This window comes from Brevundimonas vesicularis (assembly GCF_027105095.1).
In the GTDB taxonomy this organism is placed as follows: Bacteria; Pseudomonadota; Alphaproteobacteria; order Caulobacterales; family Caulobacteraceae; genus Brevundimonas; species Brevundimonas vesicularis_E.
The window spans coordinates 2,525,862-2,544,855 of record NZ_CP114278.1 but is presented as its reverse complement, the minus strand read 5'-3'; the positions used below and the strand labels follow the sequence as shown (position 1 = coordinate 2,544,855).

The window sequence follows — 18,994 nt, the reverse complement described above, 5'->3', positions numbered from 1 at the left end:
TTGGGTCTGGTTCAGGCTTGGGGCGGGGCGGTGGACGGCGGACGCGGCGGCGCGCGCGCGGGCGGCGGCGGGCTGACGCTGGCGGCTATATAGACGACGCGTTCGACGGTGCGGACCACCGGCGCCGGCTCGGGCGCAGGCGGGCAGGGCAAGGCGGCGGCCAACGGCATGACGCAGGCGGCGCATTTGGCCCCGACGTGCTTGTTGACCGGGCCGTCCATGCCGCCGGACTGGATCGTCTGGGGACCTTCCGCCGAACAGATGACCAGCGGATGACCCGGCTGGACCGCCGCCAGGGCCGCGAACGGCAACAGGGTTCCGAGCACGAGCGCGAACACCGCCGCCAGGAAGGCGAGCGATTGCGAGATCGACCAATTGTCGGCCTGGGCGCGGGTCACGTCTGGCCTCTACGGCGTTTTGCGACGGCGCGATAGGCGGCGGTTTGCCCTAGAGCTCGCCGCGGGCGGCCTGGCGGGGGCTGAACTTGGGCGCGGGGGCCAGGCGCATGACCTCGCCCTGATAGCGTTCGTCGTCGCCGGCGATGGCGAAGTGCAGGGCGTCGGCGCAGGCCTGGAGCATGGCGTCCAGCCAGGGCTGTTCCGCCTTGTGGAAGTCGCCCAGGACGTGCGGCATGACCAGTTCCTTTTCACCCGGATGGCCGATGCCCATGCGCGCACGCCGGAAGTCGGCGCCCAGGTGGCTGATCAGGGAGCGGATGCCGTTTTGTCCCGCCGCGCCGCCGCCGGTCTTCATGCGGAACCGGCCCGGGGCCAGGTCGATCTCGTCGTGGAAGACGATGATTTCGCTCGGCTTGATCTTGTAGAACCGCGCCGCCTCGCCGACGGCCCGACCGCTTTCGTTCATATAGGTCTGCGGCTTCATCAGCAGGACTTTGGTCCCGTCGACCAGACCCTCGCTGACGATCGACTGGAACTTGGCGCGCTCCGGACCGAACCGCCACCGGCGCGCGATCTCATCGGCGGCCATGAAGCCGATGTTGTGCCGGTTCTTTTCGTATTTCCCGCCCGGATTGCCGAGCCCCGCGATGATGATCATGGCGTCCTCTTGCCGTTTGCGTCAGGCAAAGAAAAGCCCCGCACGGCGAACCGGGCGGGGCGTGATCTTGTCGAAGCGACGAAGGATCAGTCTTCGGTCTTCTCGACCGGAGCCGCTTCGGCGTCGGCGGCTTCGTCGGCGGCGGCCGACAGAGCAGCCGAAGAAACCTTGATCGTGGCGATCACGAAGTCGCGGTCGGTGATGGTGGCTTCCGCGCCCTTGGGCAGGGTGATGTCCGAGATACGGATGGTGTCGCCCATCTGCGACTTGGCCAGGTCGACCACCAGTTCTTCCGGGATCTGGTCGGCGCGAACCAGGATTTCGACGGCGTGGCGGACGACTTCCAGCGAACCGCCCTGGCGAGCGAAGGGCGCTTCGTCGGCGTTCAGGAAGTGCACCGGCACTTCGATCTTGACCGGGGCCTTCTCATCGACGCGCATCAGGTCGAAGTGCAGGGGGCGGTCCGATACCGGGTCGAACTGCACGTCCTTGGCGATGACCGGCTGGGTCTCGTCGCCGTACTTCAGGGTCACCAGGTGGCCCAGCAGCTTGCCGGTGTAGAGCGACTTGCGGAAGTCCTTCTCGTTCACCGAAATGGCGACGGGGGCCTTGTCGCCGCCGTAAAGGACGCCCGGCACGAAACCGGCGCGACGCGCAGCGCGAGCGCCGCCGGTGCCGACGCCATCGCGGACGTCCACGTTCAGAATGATCTCGGCCATGTGGCTCGCCTCAACAACAACGGAAACGCCGCGCCAACCCGGGGCTCTCGCGGCGGGGGTGATGAACCCTCGAATTCAAGAGCGCGGGCTATTACACGCATCAGGTCCGAGGCGCAACCGTCAAAGGTTCCGCTTCAGGAACGGGTCAGGCCGCTTTTGCGCAATCCGCCAGCAAGGAGGCCGGCGAAGCCACGATGCCCAACAGTTCGGCGGCGTTGAACGGTTTTGCCAGGTGGTGGTCGGCGCCCGCCGCCCGCCCGGCGGCGACGTGCTCTGGCATGGCGTTGGCGGTCAGCATGACGATTGGCGTGTGATCCAGACCCATGGTCGCCTCGTGCAGGCGAATCTCCTGCGTCGCCGTCAGTCCGTCCATGATCGGCATCTGCATGTCCATCAGCACCAGGTCGAACGCCGCGCTTCGGAAGGCCTCGAGCGCCTGCGCGCCATCTTCTGCGATGACGATCTGCGCCGGGGTCTGGGCGAGGATGAGCTCGATGACGCGACGATTAGTCGGATGGTCGTCCGCCACCAAAACCCGCACCGGCCGTTCCTGAGCGGCAACGGCGGGTTGCCGCGCCGATTGTTCCCTCGCCATGGGCGGCCGGGCCGGCCTCAACGGCAGGGTCAGTATGAAGGCCGCACCCGAGCCGGGCTCGCTTTCGCAGTCGAGATCGCCGCCCATCATCTCGGCCAGCTGACGACAGATGGACAGACCCAGGCCCGACCCGCCGAATCTGCGCGTGATTCCGCCATCCGCCTGTTCGAATCGGCTGAACAGGCGCGCGCGGGTCGCGGCGTCGAATCCGATGCCGCTGTCCTCGACGGTGAAGCGCAGAACCGGCGATCCGTCTCCATCTACGCCGCTCTGCACGACCATGCCGACGAAACCCTTGCTGGTGAACTTCACGGCGTTCGAGATCAGGTTGGTCAGCACCTGTTTCAATCGCACCGCGTCGCCCAGAATCCAGACGTCGTCTTCCAGATCGATGTCGACGTGGAAGTCGAGGTGCTTCTCACGCGCATTCTCGGCATATAGTTGCGCCGCCTCGCGCACGGCCGTCGCCAGTTCGAAGGCGTCTTCGGTCAGCTCCAGCTTGCCCGATTCGACGCGGGCTAGATCCAGAATGTCGCTGAGCAGGGTCTGCAGCGTCTTTCCCGACGCCTGCATCAGATCCAGCATTTCGCGCTGTTCTTGCGTCAGGTCGGTCTTGGACAGCGCCTGCGACAGGCCGATCACGCCGTTCAGGGGCGTACGAATCTCGTGGCTCATATTGGCCAGGAACTGGCTCTTGGCGACATTGGCCGATTCGGCGGCGTCACGCGCCTCCGCCAGAGCCTGGGCGTCGCGTTTCAGGTCTGTGATGTCGCTGCAGACGGTGACCGTCCCGCCTTCGGAGGTGCGCCGGTCCTGAATCCGCAGCCAGCGTCCTCCGGTGACCTGCTGCTCGATGCTGGAGGACAACTGGCGACGCGCCTTTATGCGTTCGTTCAGCCATTCCTCTTCACGACCCTCCGCCTCTGGGTAGCGGCCTTCGTCTATGCCGATCCGCAGCGCTTCACGGAAGGTAAGGCCGACGATCAGGTGGGGTTCCAACTCGGGGTTCACCTCGGCGTAGCGCGCGTTCCATAGCACCAGCCGATCCCTGGAATCATAGAAGCCCAGACCGTCCGGCATGGCGTCCACGGCTTCGCGAATGCGGCGAAGCGAGGTGGTGGCCGACCTCAGGTCCATAACGCCCAAGGCGACGCCGACTCCGCAGATCAACAGCAGGATCGAGCCCAGGAGGATTTTTATGGCTCCGCTCGACAGGCCCTGATCATTGGCGATCGAGAAATCGGGCGAGACATTGATCGCGGCCATGCCGACGAAATGAAGAACGATCACTGTCGCCGAAAGACATGCGGCAGTGACGATCAATCTGACGGGGCCTCCCCGACGATAGAAGAAGGCTGTCGGACAGCCGATCGCAAGGGCGGCGATGATCGATGCTGCGACGAGGCCTGGGTCCCAACTGATGTGCGCCGGCGCCCGGATCGCCGCCATGCCGAGGTAGTGCATGGCGCCTACGCCAACGACGGCGACGACGGCCGCCAGCATGCGCCACTGCGGTCCCCTGCCCAGCATGGTGGAGCCGATCGTCAGGGCGATCATGGCGAGAGCTACCCCAAGCGAGGCCAATGTCAGACCCGTGTCGTAGCGCACTGGAACGCCGGCGACGAAACCCTGCATGGCGACGAAGTGGGTCGCCCAGATCGACAAGGCGCCGATAATGACCGCTAAAATGACGGATCGGCGGCGTCGCGCGGGATCGCGTGTTCTCATACGCTGCATGACGCGAGTCGCGACGAGGAGGCCCCCCATGCAGATCAGAGCGGCGAACAGAGTGATCCGCCAATCGTGATCGTGCGCAATGCAATGGATGATGCGGTCCACGAGGCCTCCCTTGGCGACATCCTGGCTGAAAATCCTAAAGAAACCGTGCGGCAAAGCTAAAGAACGCCCTGGCTGTCGACGCGCCGTCATGAAATCCGTGCAAGGATCGGAAATCACTTTCAGATGGAGGTCGGCCTGACGCCATGCCTTATGAAGTCTCGCCTTCGCCCGTCGCCCCGATCTCCACTTCACGGTTATGGACGGTCGGCGCCAGCATAGGCATCGCCATCGCGACGCTGCTGGTGCTGGCGATTCTGCATCCTCAACTGGCCGATTGGTTGGTTGGCGGCGCGGTGGTCGTGGCGGCTTCCGCCTGGTTGCTGAACATGGGCGAGCCATCGCTGGCGGCTCCGGTTGCGAACGACAGCGCTGCGACCGAGCCCGCCATCGACATGGTGACGGGCGATCTTCTCGACCGGGTGTTCGAGGCGCTGGACGATCCGGTGCTGGTGGTCAGCGGCGGCGAGCCGGACGACATCGCCGGGCGACGCATCGTGATGGCGAACGCGGCTGCGCGCGAGCTTCTGCGCATCCAGCGTCAGGGCGCGTTGCTGGTTCAGGTGATCCGCGAACCGGGCGTGCTGGAGGCGGTTGACGAGGCCCTGTTCGGCGGGACCGCGCGCACCACGGATTATGCGACGGGCGGTCAGCGCGACCGACGCTGGCGCGCCTGGACCCGTCCGCTCTCACTCGAAGCGTCAGGCAAGACCGGGTCGGAGCTAGCCCTGCTGATCCTGCGCGACGAAACGGACTCGCGCCGCATCGAGATGATGCGCGTGGACTTCCTTGCCAACGCCAGCCACGAACTGCGCACGCCCTTGGCCTCGCTCAGCGGTTTTATCGAGACCCTGAAGGGCCATGCCCGTGAGGATGTGGTCGCGCGGGACCGCTTCCTGGACATCATGTCGGCCCAGGCGGATCGGATGGGGCGGCTGGTCGCGGATCTGCTGTCGCTCAGCCGGATCGAACTGAACGAGCATATTCCGCCGTCCGGCCGCGTCGATCTGGACCGCGCCGCTTCCGACGTGGTCGACGCCATCAGCGTTCTGACGCGCGAAAAGGAGATCGCCATCGCCCTGGATCAGGGGGAGGCGAGGGCGTCGATCAGCGGCGATCGCGACGAGATATTGCAGGTGGTGCAGAACCTGCTCGACAACGCCGTCAAATATTCGTCACGCAACGGCACGGTCGAAATCTCGGTCCGTTCGGACCTGTCGTTCGACGAGGCCTGGGCCTCGCGCATGCCCGGCGCCACACGACTGCCGCTGGTCACGCCGGACCGCACGGCGGGCATCTCCTATGCCGCCGTCACAGTGCGCGACCATGGGCCCGGCATGGCGCGCGAACACCTGCCCCGCCTGACCGAGCGCTTCTATCGGGTCGAGGGTCAAAAGAGCGGCGAGCGGCAGGGGACGGGGCTGGGCCTGGCCATTGTCAAACACATCATCAACCGTCACCAAGGCGGTCTGGTGGTCGAAAGCGCGCCGGGCATGGGCGCGGCCTTCACCGCCTGGTTCCCGCAACCGGTCGAGCGACGCTGAGGGCGCGACGGACGGTCGCTGTCACCCAACTGTCATCGACCCGTCGTAATCCGCTGACCATTCGCAGGCAGTAGTCGCGCCGCGTTGGTCCCGATGTTCAGGACCGTCGTCGATTCGCGCACGGCGCTTCGGACTTCTGAATGATCTGGATTTATCTGCTGATCCTCGTCGCCTTGAGTGCGGCCGCCTTCTTGGGCGGACGCACGTTGGCGCGTCGTCGTGCGATCGGCGCAAAGCCCCATTCCCGCCCCGGCCAGCACGGCGCCTATGCGCTGATCTGGGTCGCCGCGCCGGCTCTTCTGGTTCTGATCCTGGCCTCGGTTTTCGCCGCCCCGCTTCAGCGTCAGCTGACCGCCGTCGGTACGCCTGATGCGGTCGCGGCGCTGGAGCCCTTCCGCCGCGACGCCTTCTTCGCCGACGCCCACCGCGTGGGTCGCGGAGAGGCCGCGCTGCAAATCTGGGAACGCCCGCTGGCCGAACAACTGCCGGTCGAGGCGCGCCGCATGGTTCGCATCGAACGCACCCTGTCGTGGGGCGGCGGCGTCGCAGCCATCCTGGCCGCCATCCTGGGCGGCCTGTTCGCCCTGACGCAGATCAAGCCTCAGACGCGCGCCCGCAACCGGGTCGAGGGCTGGATCTACGGCGCGCTGTTCGTCTGCTCGGCCATCGCCGTCCTTACGACCCTGGGCATCATCGCCTCCCTGGCCTTCGACAGCTTCCGCTTCTTCCAGAAGGTGCCGGTTCTCGACTTCCTGTTCGGCGCCCAATGGAGTCCCCAGATCGCGATCCGCGCCGATCAGGTCGGGTCCTCTGGCGCCTTCGGGGCCGTGCCGCTGTTCGCCGGCACCCTGCTGATCATGGTCATCGCCATGTGCGTCGCTGCGCCCATCGGCCTGCTATCGGCCATCTATCTGTCGGAATACGCCGGCCGCACGACCCGCGCGGTGATCAAGCCGCTCTTGGAGATCCTCGCCGGCGTGCCGACCGTCGTTTACGGCTTCTTCGCCGCCCTGACCGTCGGGCCGTTGCTGCGGGTCTTCTTCAACGAGATCGGCCTCTTCCTGATCGGCGGACCGCTGGACGGGCTCGGCCAATACTTGGCTCTGGTTCAGAACCAGATGGCCCTGACGGCCGGCGCCGTGATGGGCATCATGCTGATCCCGTTCGTGTCGTCCCTGTCCGACGACATTCTGAACGCCGTGCCCCAGTCGCTGCGTGACGGCTCGTTCGCCATGGGCGCGACCAAGTCCGAGACGGTGAAGCGGGTTCTTCTGCCCGCCGCGCTGCCGGGCATCGCCGGCGCCCTGCTGCTGGCGGTGTCGCGCGCCATTGGCGAGACCATGATCGTGACCATGGCCGCGGGCCTGGCCGCCAACCTGACCTTCAACCCGCTGGACACCGTCACCACCGTCACCGTTCAGATCGTGACCCTGTTGACCGGCGACCAGGAGTTCAACAGCGCAAAGACCCTGTCCGCCTTCGGCCTGGGCCTGACCCTGTTCCTTGTGACCCTGATGCTGAACATCATCGCCCACCGGATCGTGCAGACCTATCGGGAACAATATGACTGACGCGACCCCCGATCAGATCGACGGCGCGGCCGCCAAGGGACGTCTCGACCGCCTGCGTGCAGGTCTGAAGCGTCGTCACGCCAAGGAAACACGCTTCAAATGGTATGGCCGCCTGGCCATCGCGGCCGCCATGCTGTTCCTGGCCGTGCTGCTGGTCCGCATCGTCGAGCAGGGCCACACAGCCTTCTACACCCACACCGTCACCGTGCCGGTCTTCATGGACCCGGCGCGCGTGGACCGCGCCTATCCGCAGGGCTCAAACTTCGAGCAACTGGCCGCCGAGCAGCAGCTGGCCCGCATGGGTATTCAGGACGACGCGGCCGGGACGAAGGCCGCGCAGATGAAGCGGTTGTTCTCGTCGGAGCTGAAGTTCGTCGCCGCCGATCTGGTCGCCAAGCGCAGCGAAGTCATCGGCGAAACCGTGCCCCTGGCCGTGCCGCTCTCTGACGACGCCGATCTGTATCTGAAGGGCGAACTCTCCAGGGAGACGCCTGAGGATCAACGCCGCCTGACCGACCAGCAGATCGCCTGGCTGGACCGGATGCAGACCGAAGGCGTGATCGGCTCGCACTTCAACACCGCCCTGTTCACCAACGGCGATTCGACCCAGCCCGAGCTGGCGGGCGTCCTGGGCGCCGTGGTCGGTTCGGCCCTGATGCTGATGGTCACGGCCCTGATCGCCATTCCGCTGGGCGTCGGCGCGGCCATCTGGCTGGAAGAGTTCGCGCCCAAGAACAAGCTGACCGACATCATCGAGGTCAACATCAACAACCTCGCGGCCGTGCCGTCGATCGTCTACGGCCTCTTGGGTCTGGCCCTGTTCATCAACTGGATGCATCTGCCGCGCGCCAGTCCCATCGTCGGCGGTCTGGTCCTGGCGCTGATGGCCCTGCCGACCCTGGTCATCGCCACCCGTTCGGCGCTGAAAGCCGTGCCCCCGTCGATCCGCGAGGCCGCCCTGGCCATGGGCGCATCCAAGACCCAAACGGTGTTCAGCCACGTCCTGCCGCTGGCCATGCCCGGCGTCATGACCGGCGCCATCATCTCGATGGCTCACGCCCTGGGCGAGACCGCGCCGCTGCTGCTGATCGGCATGGTCAGCTTCGTGCCGGGCGTGCCGCACGCCATCGACCAGCCTGTCGGCGCGCTGCCCTCGCTGATCTACATCTGGGAGAACGCCTCGGAGCGGGCCTTCCACGAACGCACCGCTGCGGCGATCATCGTCCTGCTGGTCTTCATGATCATCATGAACGCGGCGGCCATTATCCTGAGGCGGCGCTTCGAGCGTCGGTGGTAAGAGAATGAAATTCCGTATTTTCCGCTCCGCCGAGGACCAGACCGGCGCCGGCTCGATCGATCCGACGGAAACGCCGCGCATGGGCGGTCAGATTCTGCCCGACATCGCCCCGTCCAAGGGCGCAGCCGCCGAACCGCGTGTCGAGGACGCTACGCCCCGGTCGGGGCCCGCCGTGGTCGACAGCCCGCCCGTCGGTCCGATCAAGATCGCCGCGCGCGACGTTTCGGTCTTCTATGAGGGCAAACAGGCGCTCTACGACGTCTCGTTGGATATTCCGGACAAGACCGTCACGGCTCTGATCGGCCCCTCGGGCTGCGGCAAGTCCACATTCCTGCGGACCATGAACCGCATGAACGACACCATCGCCGGGGCCAAGGTCACGGGCCGCATCGCCATGGACGGCGAGGACATTAACGACCGCTCCATCGACCCGGTGCTTCTACGCGCCCGCGTCGGCATGGTGTTCCAACGTCCGAACCCCTTCCCGAAATCGATCTACGAAAACGTCGCCTATGGGCCCAAGATCCACGGCTTGGTGTCGTCGAAGGCCGAGATGGACGAGGTCGTTGAAAAGGCGCTGAAGCGCGCCGGCCTGTGGGAAGAGGTCGCCGACCGCCTGCAATCGTCGGCCATGGGACTTTCGGGCGGTCAGCAGCAGCGTCTGGTCATCGCCCGCGCCATCGCCGTGAACCCCGAAGTCATCCTGATGGACGAGCCTTGTTCGGCGCTGGACCCCATCGCCACGGCGCGGATCGAGGAGCTGATCGACGAACTGCGCGAGCGGTTCTGCATCGTCATCGTCACCCACTCGATGGCCCAGGCCGCGCGCGTGTCACAACGCACCGCCTTCTTCCACATGGGCCGTCTGGTCGAGACCGGGGACACGGAAGACATCTTCCAGAATCCACGCGAACGGCGCACGCTCGACTACATCACGGGACGCTTCGGCTAATCCGATGAACCAGCACACCGTCAAAGCTTATGGCGACGAACTGAACCAGATCACGGCCGAGATCGCCCGTATGGGCGGTCTGGCCGAGGCCCAGGTTGCGGACGCCATCGATTCCGTCGCCCGGCGCGATATCGCTCTGGCCCGCGCCGTGGTCGAACGCGATCTGAAGTTGGACGCCCTTCACCGCGATATTGAGAAGAAGGCGATCCGCCTGATCGCCTTGCGCCAGCCGGTCGCGAGCGACCTGCGCCGCACCCTGGGCGCCATGAAGATCGCCACCGATCTGGAGCGCACAGGCGACCTGGCCAAGAACATCGCCAAGCGCGCGTTGATCCTGGCCGAAGCCCAGCCGATGCAGCCCCTGACCCGTTCGATCGAGCGGATGGGACGGCTGGTCTCGACCCGCCTGCGCGATGTGCTGGACGCCTATACGGCCTCGGAACTCGATCGGGCCGTCGCCGTCTGGCAGACCGACGACGAGGTCGACGAGCACTACAACGCCCTGTTCCGCGAACTGCTGACCTACATGATGGGCGATCCGCGCACGATCGGCGCCTGCACCCATCTGCTCTTCATGGCCAAGAACCTGGAGCGGATCGGCGACCACGCGACCAACATCGCCGAGACCGTCCACTACGAGATCACGGGCGAGGACATCGTGGGCGAACGCCCGCGCGCCCAACCTACGGCCGAGGATTCCGATCCGACGCCGAACCTTTCGACGCACTGACCCGAGACCGGAGACCCGACGTGCAGCCCTATATCCTTGTGATGGAAGACGAGGACGCGCTGGCGACCCTTCTTCAGTATAATCTCGAAAAGGAAGGCTACGACGTCGCCGTTGCCGCCGACGGCGAGGAGGGCATGCTCCAGATCGACGAGCGTCTTCCCGATCTGGTGCTGCTGGACTGGATGCTGCCCAAGCTGTCGGGCATCGAGGTCTGCCGTCGCATTCGCGGCAAGGCCGAGACCCGCAACCTGCCGATCATCATGCTGACGGCGCGCGGCGAGGAGAGCGACCGGGTTCGCGGTCTGGACACCGGCGCCGACGACTATCTGACCAAGCCCTTTTCGATGGTCGAGCTGATCGCGCGCATCCGCGCCGTCCTGCGCCGCATCCGTCCGGGTCTGGCCGACGACCGCCTGAACCACGGCGACATCGTCGTGGATCGCGTCTCGCACCGGGTGAAGCGCAATGGCAAGGAGGTCCATCTGGGCCCGACCGAGTTCCGCTTGCTGGACCACTTCATGCAACACCCCGGACGGGTGTTCAGCCGCGAGCAGCTGCTGGACGCGGTCTGGGGCTCGGACGTCTATGTCGAGGCCCGCACCGTCGACGTCCACGTCGGGCGCCTGCGCAAGGCCCTGGCCATCGCCGACGAAAGCGCCAACCCCATCCGCACAGTCCGCTCGGCGGGCTATTCGCTGGATTTGGAAGGCTGAAACTAAAAAAGGGCGGCTCTCGGAGCCGCCCTTTCTCGTTCAGATCTGCTCGGCGACCACTTCGTCAGGGTCCAGCGCATAGACCGTGGCGCAGTATTCGCAGGTGACGCGGATCTTGCCGTCGTCCTCCAGCATCTCGGCGCGCTCGGTGGGATCGAACGAGGCCAGGACCGAGGCGATCCGTTCGCGTGAGCAACGGCAGACGGCCGTCAGTTCTCGCGCGCCCTCCAGCCGAACGCCGTCCTCGTGGAAGAGGCGGAACAGCAGCGTCTCGGGCGAGATCGTCGGATCGACCAGCTCGTCATCGCCCAGCGTGCCGAACAGGGCCCGCGTGCGGTCCCAGACCTCTTCGGTCGAACCGCGGGCCTCGTCGCCGGCGATGATCTGGATCATCGCCCCGCCGGCGCGCCATTGCGATCCGGCCTCGGTCTGAGCCTGGCCGACGGCCAGACGTACCTTGGTCGGCACCTGTTCCGACTGCTGGAAATAGTGTTCGGCGGCCAGCGACAGGCTTTCGCCCTCGATCGGCGTGATCCCTTGGGTGCGCTCAAAGTCCGGGCCGCGATCCAGCGTCATGATGAAGACGCCCTGGCCCAGCAGCGAGCGGGCGCCGGGACGGGCGAAGCCCTGCGACGCCTCGGCCACCTCAGCCTCGTCGTAGCGGCAATAGCCGCGCAGCGACCCGTCGGTGCCATAGTCGGCGACGACATAGCGCACGGGGCCGTCGCCCTGGGCCTGGACCAGCAGGCGGCCCTCGAACTTCAGGCTGGAGCCGATCAGGGCAGCCAGCGCGCAGGCCTCGCCCAACAAGGCGGCGACCGGCTCGGGATAGGCGTGGGCGGCCAGGATCTTGTCGATGGTCGCGCCCAGGCGAACCAGGCGACCGCGCACGGGCCAGCCTTCGATCTGGAAGGCGGCGGCCAGATCGTCGGAAACGGGAATGTTGGGCGCGTGATCGGTCACGGCGAGGTCCTTTGGGGCGTCATTTCGGGATCGCGGCTATGTAGGCGCCCGCAGGCGGCTTGATAAGGGGCTAATCCGCCGGGTCTTGGGGGAGGGCGACGGAACCGATTTCGGCGCGGATCGCTCTTTTGGCTCAAGCGGAGCCGTCGCTCCGTTCATGACGCCAATAACTGAAGAGGTTCTGCCGATGATCCGCGACATCGATCCGATCGAAGAGATTCGCAAACACCCCGGCATCACCGCCGGCAGCCTCCTCGCGGTCGCGCTCGGCGCTGTCGCCGTCGTCTATCTGACGCAACGCAGCGGCCCTACCCGTTACCAGCGCATCAAGTCGCGCATCGACCCGCGCGGCTGGGTCGATACGTCCGACCTGCGCGATCGTTTCCACGACGCCGTCGACGCCTTCCGCCACCGCGCCGAGGATGTCGGTGAACGCGCCGGCGCCCTTTCGCGCGACGCCCGCCACCGCGCCGCAGACAGCGCCTACGATTTCCGCGACCGTGCCGACGACTGGTTCCGTTCGGCCCGCAAGGACGGAAAGAAGGCGTTGAAGAAGCATGGCAAGACGGCGCGCCGCTATGCTGACGACGCCGGTCAATATGCGCGCGACCACGCCCGTGAAGGCGGCGCGCTGCTGGCGGTGGCGACCATCGCCGCAGCCGTCGGCGCAGCAGTGCTCGAAAGCCGTCGCCCCGACAGCCACGTGCGTCGCATCGCGCGCTTCTGACATTTTCGTGCCGCCCGCCCGGTGAAAATCGCGGCGGGCGGCAAACTTTTAGCGCATCTGCCCACAGTGAGCAGCATCGCTCGGCTTTGCCGCAGGCGCGAAGGCCGCTAAGACGCCGCCCATGAGCGCGCGCCCCACCCTGATCTTCGACTTCGATTCGACCCTGGTCGATTTCGAGACCCTTGAGGCCTTGGCCGACATCGCCCTGGCAGACGCGCCGGGCGCATCCGACACGCGCGCCCAGATCGCCGCCCTGACAGATCAGGCCATGGCTGGAGAGATCGAATTCGGCGAGGCTTTGCGCCGCCGTCTGGCTCTGCTGCCGCTGACCCGCGCCCATGTCGCCGCCCTGGCCCAGAGCGCGTCGGACCACCTGACGGCGTCGGTGCGGCGCAATTTGAACTTCTTCCAGCAGAACAAGGGCAAGGTCGTCATCCTCTCCGGCGGCTTTCGCGAGGTGATTGCGCCCGTCGCCGAAGAGTTGGGCGTCTCTCCCGATCGGGTGCTGTGCAACGATCTGATCTATAACGCGGACGACCGCGTGGTCGGCGTGGACGACGCCAACCCGCTGTCGCACGCCAATGGCAAGCCGACCGCCATACACGGCCTGAACCTGTCGGGTCGCGTCGTCATGGTGGGCGACGGCTGGAACGACGCCGAGGTCAAGATCGCGGGCGCCGCTGACGCCTTTTACGCCTTCACCGAGGTCGTGCGCCGCGCGCCGGTGGTCCAGGTCGCCGACGCCGAGGCCGCGTCGCTCGACGAGGTGCTGCATGCCGAAGGGCTGGTCGGTCGCTGGTCCTTCCCGCGCAGCCGCATGAAGATGCTGCTCCTGGAAAACATCCACCCCGCCGCCGTTGAGCGGTTGGAAGAGGCGGGCTATTCCGTCGAAACCCAGAAGGGCGCGCTGGACGAGGACGATCTGATCGCGGCCATCAAGGGCGTCCATGTCCTGGGCATCCGCTCAAAGACCACGGTCAGCCGTCACGTGCTGGAACAGGCCGATCGCCTGATGGCCGTCGCGGCCTTCTGCATCGGCACCAACCAGATCGACCTGGACGCGGCGTCGGATCACGGGGTGGCGGTGTTCAACGCGCCCTATTCGAACACCCGCTCGGTGGTCGAGCTGGCCATCGGCCTGATGATCGTCCTGATGCGCGACGTGGCGGACAAGTCCGCCGCCATGCACGTCGGCAAGTGGAACAAGTCGGCGACCGGCTCAAAGGAACTGCGCGGCAAGACTCTGGGCATTGTCGGCTACGGCGCGATCGGCAGCCAGTTGTCGGTCCTGGCCGAAAACCTGGGCATGCGGGTGCTTTTCTATGACCTCTCCGAACGCCTGGCCCTGGGCAATGCGCGCCGCATGCGCTCGCTGGACGCGCTGCTGGCCGAAAGCGACGTGGTCACCCTGCATGTGGATGGCCGCAAGGAGAACGCCAACATCTTCGGCGCGGCCCAGTTCGCCCGAATGAAGGAAGGCGCGTTGTTCCTGAACCTGGCGCGGGGCCATGTGGTCGATGTCGGCGCCCTGTCCCAGGCGATCGGCTCGGGCCGGGTCGCCGGCGCCGCCGTCGATGTCTTCCCCGAAGAACCGCGCACCAACGCCGACCCCTTCGAGAGCCCGCTTCAGGGCCTGCCCAACATGATCCTGACGCCGCACATCGGCGGCTCGACCGAAGAGGCGCAGGAGGCCATCGCCGAGTTCGCGGCCGAACGCCTGCTGGGCTATCTGAACCGGGGCGATACGACGTTCAGCGTCAACTTGCCCAACGTCCAGCTTTCCGAAGTTTCGGGCGCGCACCGCATCCTGCACATCCACAGGAACCAGCCTGGCGTGCTGGCCGAACTGAACCGCGCCCTGGCGTCGGCGGGCCTGAACATCCTGGGCCAGCACCTGAAGACGGACGAGCGCACGGGCTATGTCATCACCGATGTGGACCGCGACTACGACCCGGAGGCGCTGCGCGAACTCAAGACGGTGCCGGGCACGCTGAAGTTCCGCACGTTGCAGTGATACGTCGCTCGCAAATATCTTCTCAAAGCTGACCTCGCGGCATCTTGCGCTCTGCGTGAACTGGCGCATCCTCACGCCGAACGGCCGCGCAACGACGGCTGCGGGAGGAATTTCATGTCACGCTTCATCACCGGCGGCGCCGTCGCCGCTCTGGCGCTCGCCGCCTGCGCCTTTGCCGGCTCGGCCTCGGCCCAGACCTACAACCGTCTCGTCGTCTTCGGCGACAGCCTCAGCGACAACGGCAACCTGTTTCTGATCTCGGGCGGGACCCAGCCGCCGTCGCCGCCCTATGCGCGCCGCTTCTCGAACGGTCCGACATTCGTTGAACTGCTGGGCTTCAACGCCGCCAACTTCAACGGCTCGGTCGCGGGCAGCATCAACTACGCCTTCGGCGGCTCGCGCACCGACGCCTCGGCCGGCGTGCCGTTCGGCATGCTGAACCAGCTGTCGCGCTACACCGCCGCGGGCGGCCGGTTCAGCTCGACCGACCTGGTCAGCGTCCTGGGCGGCGCAAACGACATCTTCCAGGGTCTGCCCGCCGCCGGCCTCACCACCAATCCGGTTGCCGCCATCACCCCTGTCGCCACTACAGCTGCCACTAACGTCAACACGCTGGTCAACACCGTGGCGGGCGCCGGCGCCGGGACCATCCTGGTCACCAACCTGCCCAAGCTCAGCCTGACGCCTCTCTTCCGCGGCCAGAAGGCGGCGCCGCTGGCCGACTATGCGGTGACCACCTTCAACACGGCGCTACAGGCCAATCTGACCGCCACCGCCGCCGCGCGTCCAGACAGCAACATCATCATGATGGACCTGTTCAAGGTCAGCGACACGCTGGCCGCCAATCCAGGGCTGTTCGGCATCACCAATATCACTGAGAAGTGCTTCAACGGGGTTACGGTTTGCGCGAACCCCGACAGCTATTTCTACTTTGACGATGTCCACCCGACCGCGGCGGGCCACCGGATCATCGCGCAGCTGGCGACCGACTACCTCTACTACGGCGACATCGGCGCTCAATCGACCCTGCAGGGCGAGACGACCTATCGTCACCGCGAGGACGCCCTGGACGCCGCCGGCGAGGCTCTGTCGGGTCGCCAGCCGTGGGAGGCCGGCGTGTCCGTCACAACTTCGGCCCTGATCGACAGCGTCGACACCGACGCGCGCGGCTCGGTCACCAGCTCGTCCAGCGACGGCTGGGGCGCCCGTATCGCGCTCGAGGCCGGCCCCTCGGCCAACTGGCGCTTCGGTCTGGCCGGCACGGCGCGCAACACCGACGTTGAAAGCCAGGCGCTGCAGTTCAACGTCGAAAGCTTCGGCCTGGACGTCTATGGCGGCTGGCGCTCGGGCGATGTCTTCGTCAACGCCGCCGTCGGCGTGGCGCGCGACAACATCGACGACATCGAACGCACCACCAGCCTGGCGCCGATCGTCCACACCGCCGACACCCGCGCCCTTAGCAGCGGCGCGCGTCTGCAGGGCGGCATGTGGTTCGACATGGGCGGCGTCGCCCTGTCGCCCCGTGCGGCCCTCGCCTATGTGTCCAGCGACGTGGACGGCTATTACGAACAGGGCGTCGGCGCCCAGTATCAGTACGGCGATCGCACCGTGAAGGCCCTGACCGGCGAGGTCGCCCTGCGCGCCGAGGCGGAAATGGGCGGCTTCGGCCTGTTCGCCGAAGGGGGCTACCACGACGCCCTAGACGACAGCTCCGATCCGGTGCGCGTCGGTCTCTACAACAACCCGGCCCAGGTGCTGTCGCGCGAGATCGACGATCCGTTCGGCGGACAGTTCCTGGCCTCCGCCGGCGTCGAGGGTTCGGTCGGCCCGGTCAAGGTGACGGTCGGCTATCGCGGCCGCTTCGGCGACCACGCCGACAGCCACATGGGCGGCATTCAGCTGAAACTGCCGCTTTAAGCGGCAGGGGCGGGAAGGGGCCTCAGCGCCCCTTCTTCCTCACCCACATGGCGGCGTCGGCCTCGGTCAGCCACACCTCGGCGTCGGTATGGCCGTCCCAGGCGCGCACCCCGAACGAGCCGCCCAGTTCAGTTTTCTGGCCGTCCCAGACGAAGCCTTCGGTCTTCAGCGCCTCGGCCAGCTGACGCGCCTTGGCCCGGCCCTCTTCATAGCCCGCGTGCAACATCAGCAGGGCGAACTCGTCGCCGCCCAGCCGGCCCACCGCATCCGACTCGCGCAGATTGGCCAGGAACAGCTCGGCCACCGCGACCAGGGCCGCATCACCGGCCGCATGGCCCAGGCTGTCGTTGACGCTCTTGAACCCGTCCATGTCCAGATACAGCAGCACCGCCGGCACCTCGTGCCGCTGGCAATAGGCCATGGTCCGCTGCATCGCCGTGATGAAGCCGCGTCGGTTCAGGGCGGGCGTCAGCACATCGTGGTCGGCGGCGGCCTCGGCGGCGGCGGCGCGCGTCTTCCACGCTTCCAGCTCGACGCGCAGGCGCGCGATCTCGGCGGTCAGGTCGTGTTCGGCCACGTCGGTCACGGCGCAGGAATGGCTCCGAAGGCGCGACTCAGTCTGCGTCGCGCGGTCGAACGATGGTAGAGCGTGATCCGCCGACATTGAAGGCCGACATTACGGGCCGACGCGGCTGAAATCACGGTGTTGCGGTTGCGGGCGTCACCCGCGTGCTGTAACCGGCGCCTTTCCGCGAGGGGCCTTGCAGACATGGCGACTTCCGAAACCCCGGTGGCGATCATCATGGGCAGCCGGTCCGACTGGCCGACCATGAAGTTGGCCGCCGATCGCCTGGATCAACTGGGCGTCGCCTGGGACGCCAAGGTCGTCAGCGCCCACCGCACGCCCCAACGCCTGGTCGATTTCGCCACGGGCGCCAAGGCCGCCGGATATAAGGTCATCATCGCCGGGGCAGGGGGCGCCGCCCACCTGCCGGGCATGGCCGCCTCCATGACCGAACTGCCGGTGCTGGGCGTACCGGTCCAGTCCAAGGCGCTGAAGGGCATGGATAGCCTTCTGTCGATCGTTCAAATGCCGGCGGGCGTTCCGGTCGCCACCCTGGCCATCGGCGAGGCGGGGGCAGCCAACGCCGGCATCCTGGCCGCCCAGATACTGGCCCTGTCGGACGAAGAGTTGGCCGCACGCCTGGCCGCCTTCCGCGCCGCCCAGACCGAATCCGTTGCAGAAACCGTCGAGGACTGAGTGCCTGATCTTCCGCTTCCCCCCGGTTCGACCCTCGGCATCATCGGCGGAGGCCAGCTGGGCCGGATGCTGAGCCAGGCCGCCTCGCGCCTGGGCTTCGACGTCGTAATCTTGGACCCCGAGGCCGACAGCCCGGCCGGCCGGGTCTCGGCGCGCCAGATCGTCGCCGCCTATGACGACCCCAAGGCCCTGTCGGCGCTGGGTCGCGCCGCCGATGTCGTCACCTTCGAGTTCGAGAACGTACCGGCCGAATCCATCGAGCGTCTGGCCGAGGCCGGCGCCCTAGTCGCGCCGGGACCGACGGCGTTACGCGTGTCGCAGGACCGGGTGGACGAAAAGACCTTCCTGAACGCCGTCGGCGCCCCGACGGTCGCCTTCGCCGTCGTCGACACGCTGGACGACCTGGTCGTCGGCCTGACCGAACTGGGCCTGCCCGCCCTCCTGAAGACCCGTCGCGAGGGCTATGACGGCAAGGGCCAGGTCTGGATCCACGCCATCGAGGACGCGCCCGCCGCCCTGGAAAGCCTGGGCGGTCGTCCGGCCATCCTGGAGGCCAAGGCGACCTTCGTGCGTGAACTGTCGGTCATCGCCGCCCGCGACTGGGACGGCCATATGGCGGTCTATCCGCTGGGCGAGAACCGGCACGAGGGCGGCGTCCTGCGCACCACCCTGGCCCCCGCCGCCGTGGACGAAAAAACGCAAGTTCGCGCCCGCGCCATCGCCGAGGCGATCCTGGACGGGCTGGACTACGTCGGCGTTCTGGGCGTCGAACTGTTCGACCTCGGAGACGACGTGCTTCTGGTCAACGAGATCGCCCCGCGCGTTCACAACACCGGCCACTGGACCCAGGACGGCTGTGTCTGCGACCAGTTCGAACAGCATATCCGCGCCGTCGCCGGCTGGCCGCTCGGCCCAACGACGGCCCACGCCCGCATCGAAATGACCAACCTGCTGGGCGACGAGGTCGAGGACTGGCGCAAGCTGTCGGCCAAGTCCGACGAACGCCTGCACCTCTACGGCAAGGCCGATGCCCGCCCCGGCCGCAAGATGGCCCATGTGAACCGGGTATTGGGGGCGGTCTAGCGCACTCACTTTCGTC

17 protein-coding genes and 1 pseudogene are annotated in these 18,994 nt (G+C 66.8%); 12 read left to right on the top strand and 6 right to left on the bottom strand.

Translation table 11 applies throughout. The annotated features are described in order from the left end of the window. Positions 1–11: 11 nt before the first annotated feature. The 4 genes from O2K97_RS12730 to O2K97_RS12715 all read right to left on the bottom strand — a co-directional run bounded on the left by O2K97_RS12730 (position 12) and on the right by O2K97_RS12715 (position 4,209). On the bottom strand, positions 12–398 hold the full coding sequence (locus tag O2K97_RS12730) for a hypothetical protein (protein ID WP_174085676.1): 387 nt from the start codon (positions 396–398) through the stop codon (positions 12–14). Positions 399–447: 49 nt separating this feature from the next. Continuing rightward, positions 448–1,056 (bottom strand): aminoacyl-tRNA hydrolase, encoded by a 609-nt coding sequence (gene pth / locus O2K97_RS12725; RefSeq protein WP_269219539.1) that lies wholly within the window; start codon positions 1,054–1,056, stop codon positions 448–450. Between the two features lie 86 nt (positions 1,057–1,142). Continuing rightward, positions 1,143–1,775 carry a 50S ribosomal protein L25/general stress protein Ctc gene (locus tag O2K97_RS12720; protein WP_017505970.1) on the bottom strand — a complete coding sequence of 211 codons (633 nt, stop codon included), beginning with the start codon at positions 1,773–1,775 and terminating at the stop codon, positions 1,143–1,145. A 145-nt stretch (positions 1,776–1,920) separates the two neighbouring features. Beyond that, a complete protein-coding gene (locus tag O2K97_RS12715; protein WP_269219538.1) occupies positions 1,921–4,209 on the bottom strand; it encodes an ATP-binding protein in 2,289 nt (762 codons plus the stop codon). A gap of 143 nt (positions 4,210–4,352) precedes the next feature. Here O2K97_RS12715 and O2K97_RS12710 point away from each other — a divergent pair, with 143 nt between their 5' ends. From O2K97_RS12710 to phoB, 6 genes are all read left to right on the top strand, one after another. Next, entirely contained in the window at positions 4,353–5,750 is a 1,398-nt protein-coding gene (locus tag O2K97_RS12710) for an ATP-binding protein (RefSeq protein WP_269219537.1), read from the top strand. 140 nt (positions 5,751–5,890) lie between these two features. Beyond that, complete coding sequence (gene pstC / locus O2K97_RS12705; RefSeq protein WP_269219536.1) at positions 5,891–7,321, top strand: phosphate ABC transporter permease subunit PstC; 1,431 nt, start codon at positions 5,891–5,893, stop codon at positions 7,319–7,321. Continuing rightward, positions 7,314–8,618 carry a phosphate ABC transporter permease PstA gene (pstA, locus tag O2K97_RS12700; protein WP_269219535.1) on the top strand — a complete coding sequence of 435 codons (1,305 nt, stop codon included), beginning with the start codon at positions 7,314–7,316 and terminating at the stop codon, positions 8,616–8,618. The genes pstC and pstA overlap by 8 nt, the downstream gene beginning before the upstream one ends. 4 nt (positions 8,619–8,622) lie before the next feature. After that, positions 8,623–9,570, top strand: coding sequence for a phosphate ABC transporter ATP-binding protein PstB (gene pstB / locus O2K97_RS12695; RefSeq protein WP_269219534.1), 948 nt, complete (start codon positions 8,623–8,625; stop codon positions 9,568–9,570). Positions 9,571–9,574: 4 nt separating this feature from the next. Then, a complete protein-coding gene (phoU, locus tag O2K97_RS12690; protein ID WP_017505976.1) occupies positions 9,575–10,300 on the top strand; it encodes a phosphate signaling complex protein PhoU in 726 nt (241 codons plus the stop codon). A 20-nt stretch (positions 10,301–10,320) separates the two neighbouring features. Continuing rightward, the gene (gene phoB / locus O2K97_RS12685) at positions 10,321–11,013 is read left to right on the top strand and encodes a phosphate regulon transcriptional regulator PhoB (RefSeq protein ID WP_017505977.1); all 693 of its coding nucleotides are present in this window, start codon (positions 10,321–10,323) and stop codon (positions 11,011–11,013) included. A gap of 39 nt (positions 11,014–11,052) precedes the next feature. On the opposite strand, the gene O2K97_RS12680 is transcribed toward phoB, so the two are convergent. Continuing rightward, on the bottom strand, positions 11,053–11,976 hold the full coding sequence (locus O2K97_RS12680; protein WP_269219533.1) for an Hsp33 family molecular chaperone: 924 nt from the start codon (positions 11,974–11,976) through the stop codon (positions 11,053–11,055). Positions 11,977–12,163: 187 nt separating this feature from the next. Here O2K97_RS12680 and O2K97_RS12675 point away from each other — a divergent pair, with 187 nt between their 5' ends. From O2K97_RS12675 to O2K97_RS12665, 4 genes and pseudogenes are all read left to right on the top strand, one after another. After that, the gene (locus tag O2K97_RS12675) at positions 12,164–12,703 is read left to right on the top strand and encodes a hypothetical protein (protein WP_269219532.1); all 540 of its coding nucleotides are present in this window, start codon (positions 12,164–12,166) and stop codon (positions 12,701–12,703) included. 121 nt (positions 12,704–12,824) lie between these two features. Then, positions 12,825–13,304: pseudogene (locus O2K97_RS15665) on the top strand (HAD family hydrolase); the annotation flags it as partial. 216 nt (positions 13,305–13,520) lie between these two features. Beyond that, positions 13,521–14,717: a phosphoglycerate dehydrogenase gene (gene serA, locus O2K97_RS15660; protein WP_419466123.1), complete on the top strand. Its 1,197-nt coding sequence runs from the start codon at positions 13,521–13,523 to the stop codon at positions 14,715–14,717. Between the two features lie 114 nt (positions 14,718–14,831). After that, positions 14,832–16,634 (top strand): autotransporter domain-containing protein, encoded by a 1,803-nt coding sequence (locus tag O2K97_RS12665; protein ID WP_269219530.1) that lies wholly within the window; start codon positions 14,832–14,834, stop codon positions 16,632–16,634. 22 nt (positions 16,635–16,656) lie between these two features. Here O2K97_RS12665 and O2K97_RS12660 read toward each other — a convergent pair whose 3' ends face one another. Then, entirely contained in the window at positions 16,657–17,220 is a 564-nt protein-coding gene (locus O2K97_RS12660) for a GGDEF domain-containing protein (RefSeq protein WP_269219529.1), read from the bottom strand. A 183-nt stretch (positions 17,221–17,403) separates the two neighbouring features. Here O2K97_RS12660 and purE point away from each other — a divergent pair, with 183 nt between their 5' ends. Next, entirely contained in the window at positions 17,404–17,895 is a 492-nt protein-coding gene (gene purE, locus O2K97_RS12655) for a 5-(carboxyamino)imidazole ribonucleotide mutase (RefSeq protein WP_269219528.1), read from the top strand. Beyond that, complete coding sequence (locus O2K97_RS12650; protein WP_269219527.1) at positions 17,896–18,978, top strand: 5-(carboxyamino)imidazole ribonucleotide synthase; 1,083 nt, start codon at positions 17,896–17,898, stop codon at positions 18,976–18,978. Positions 18,979–18,994 lie beyond the last annotated feature (16 nt).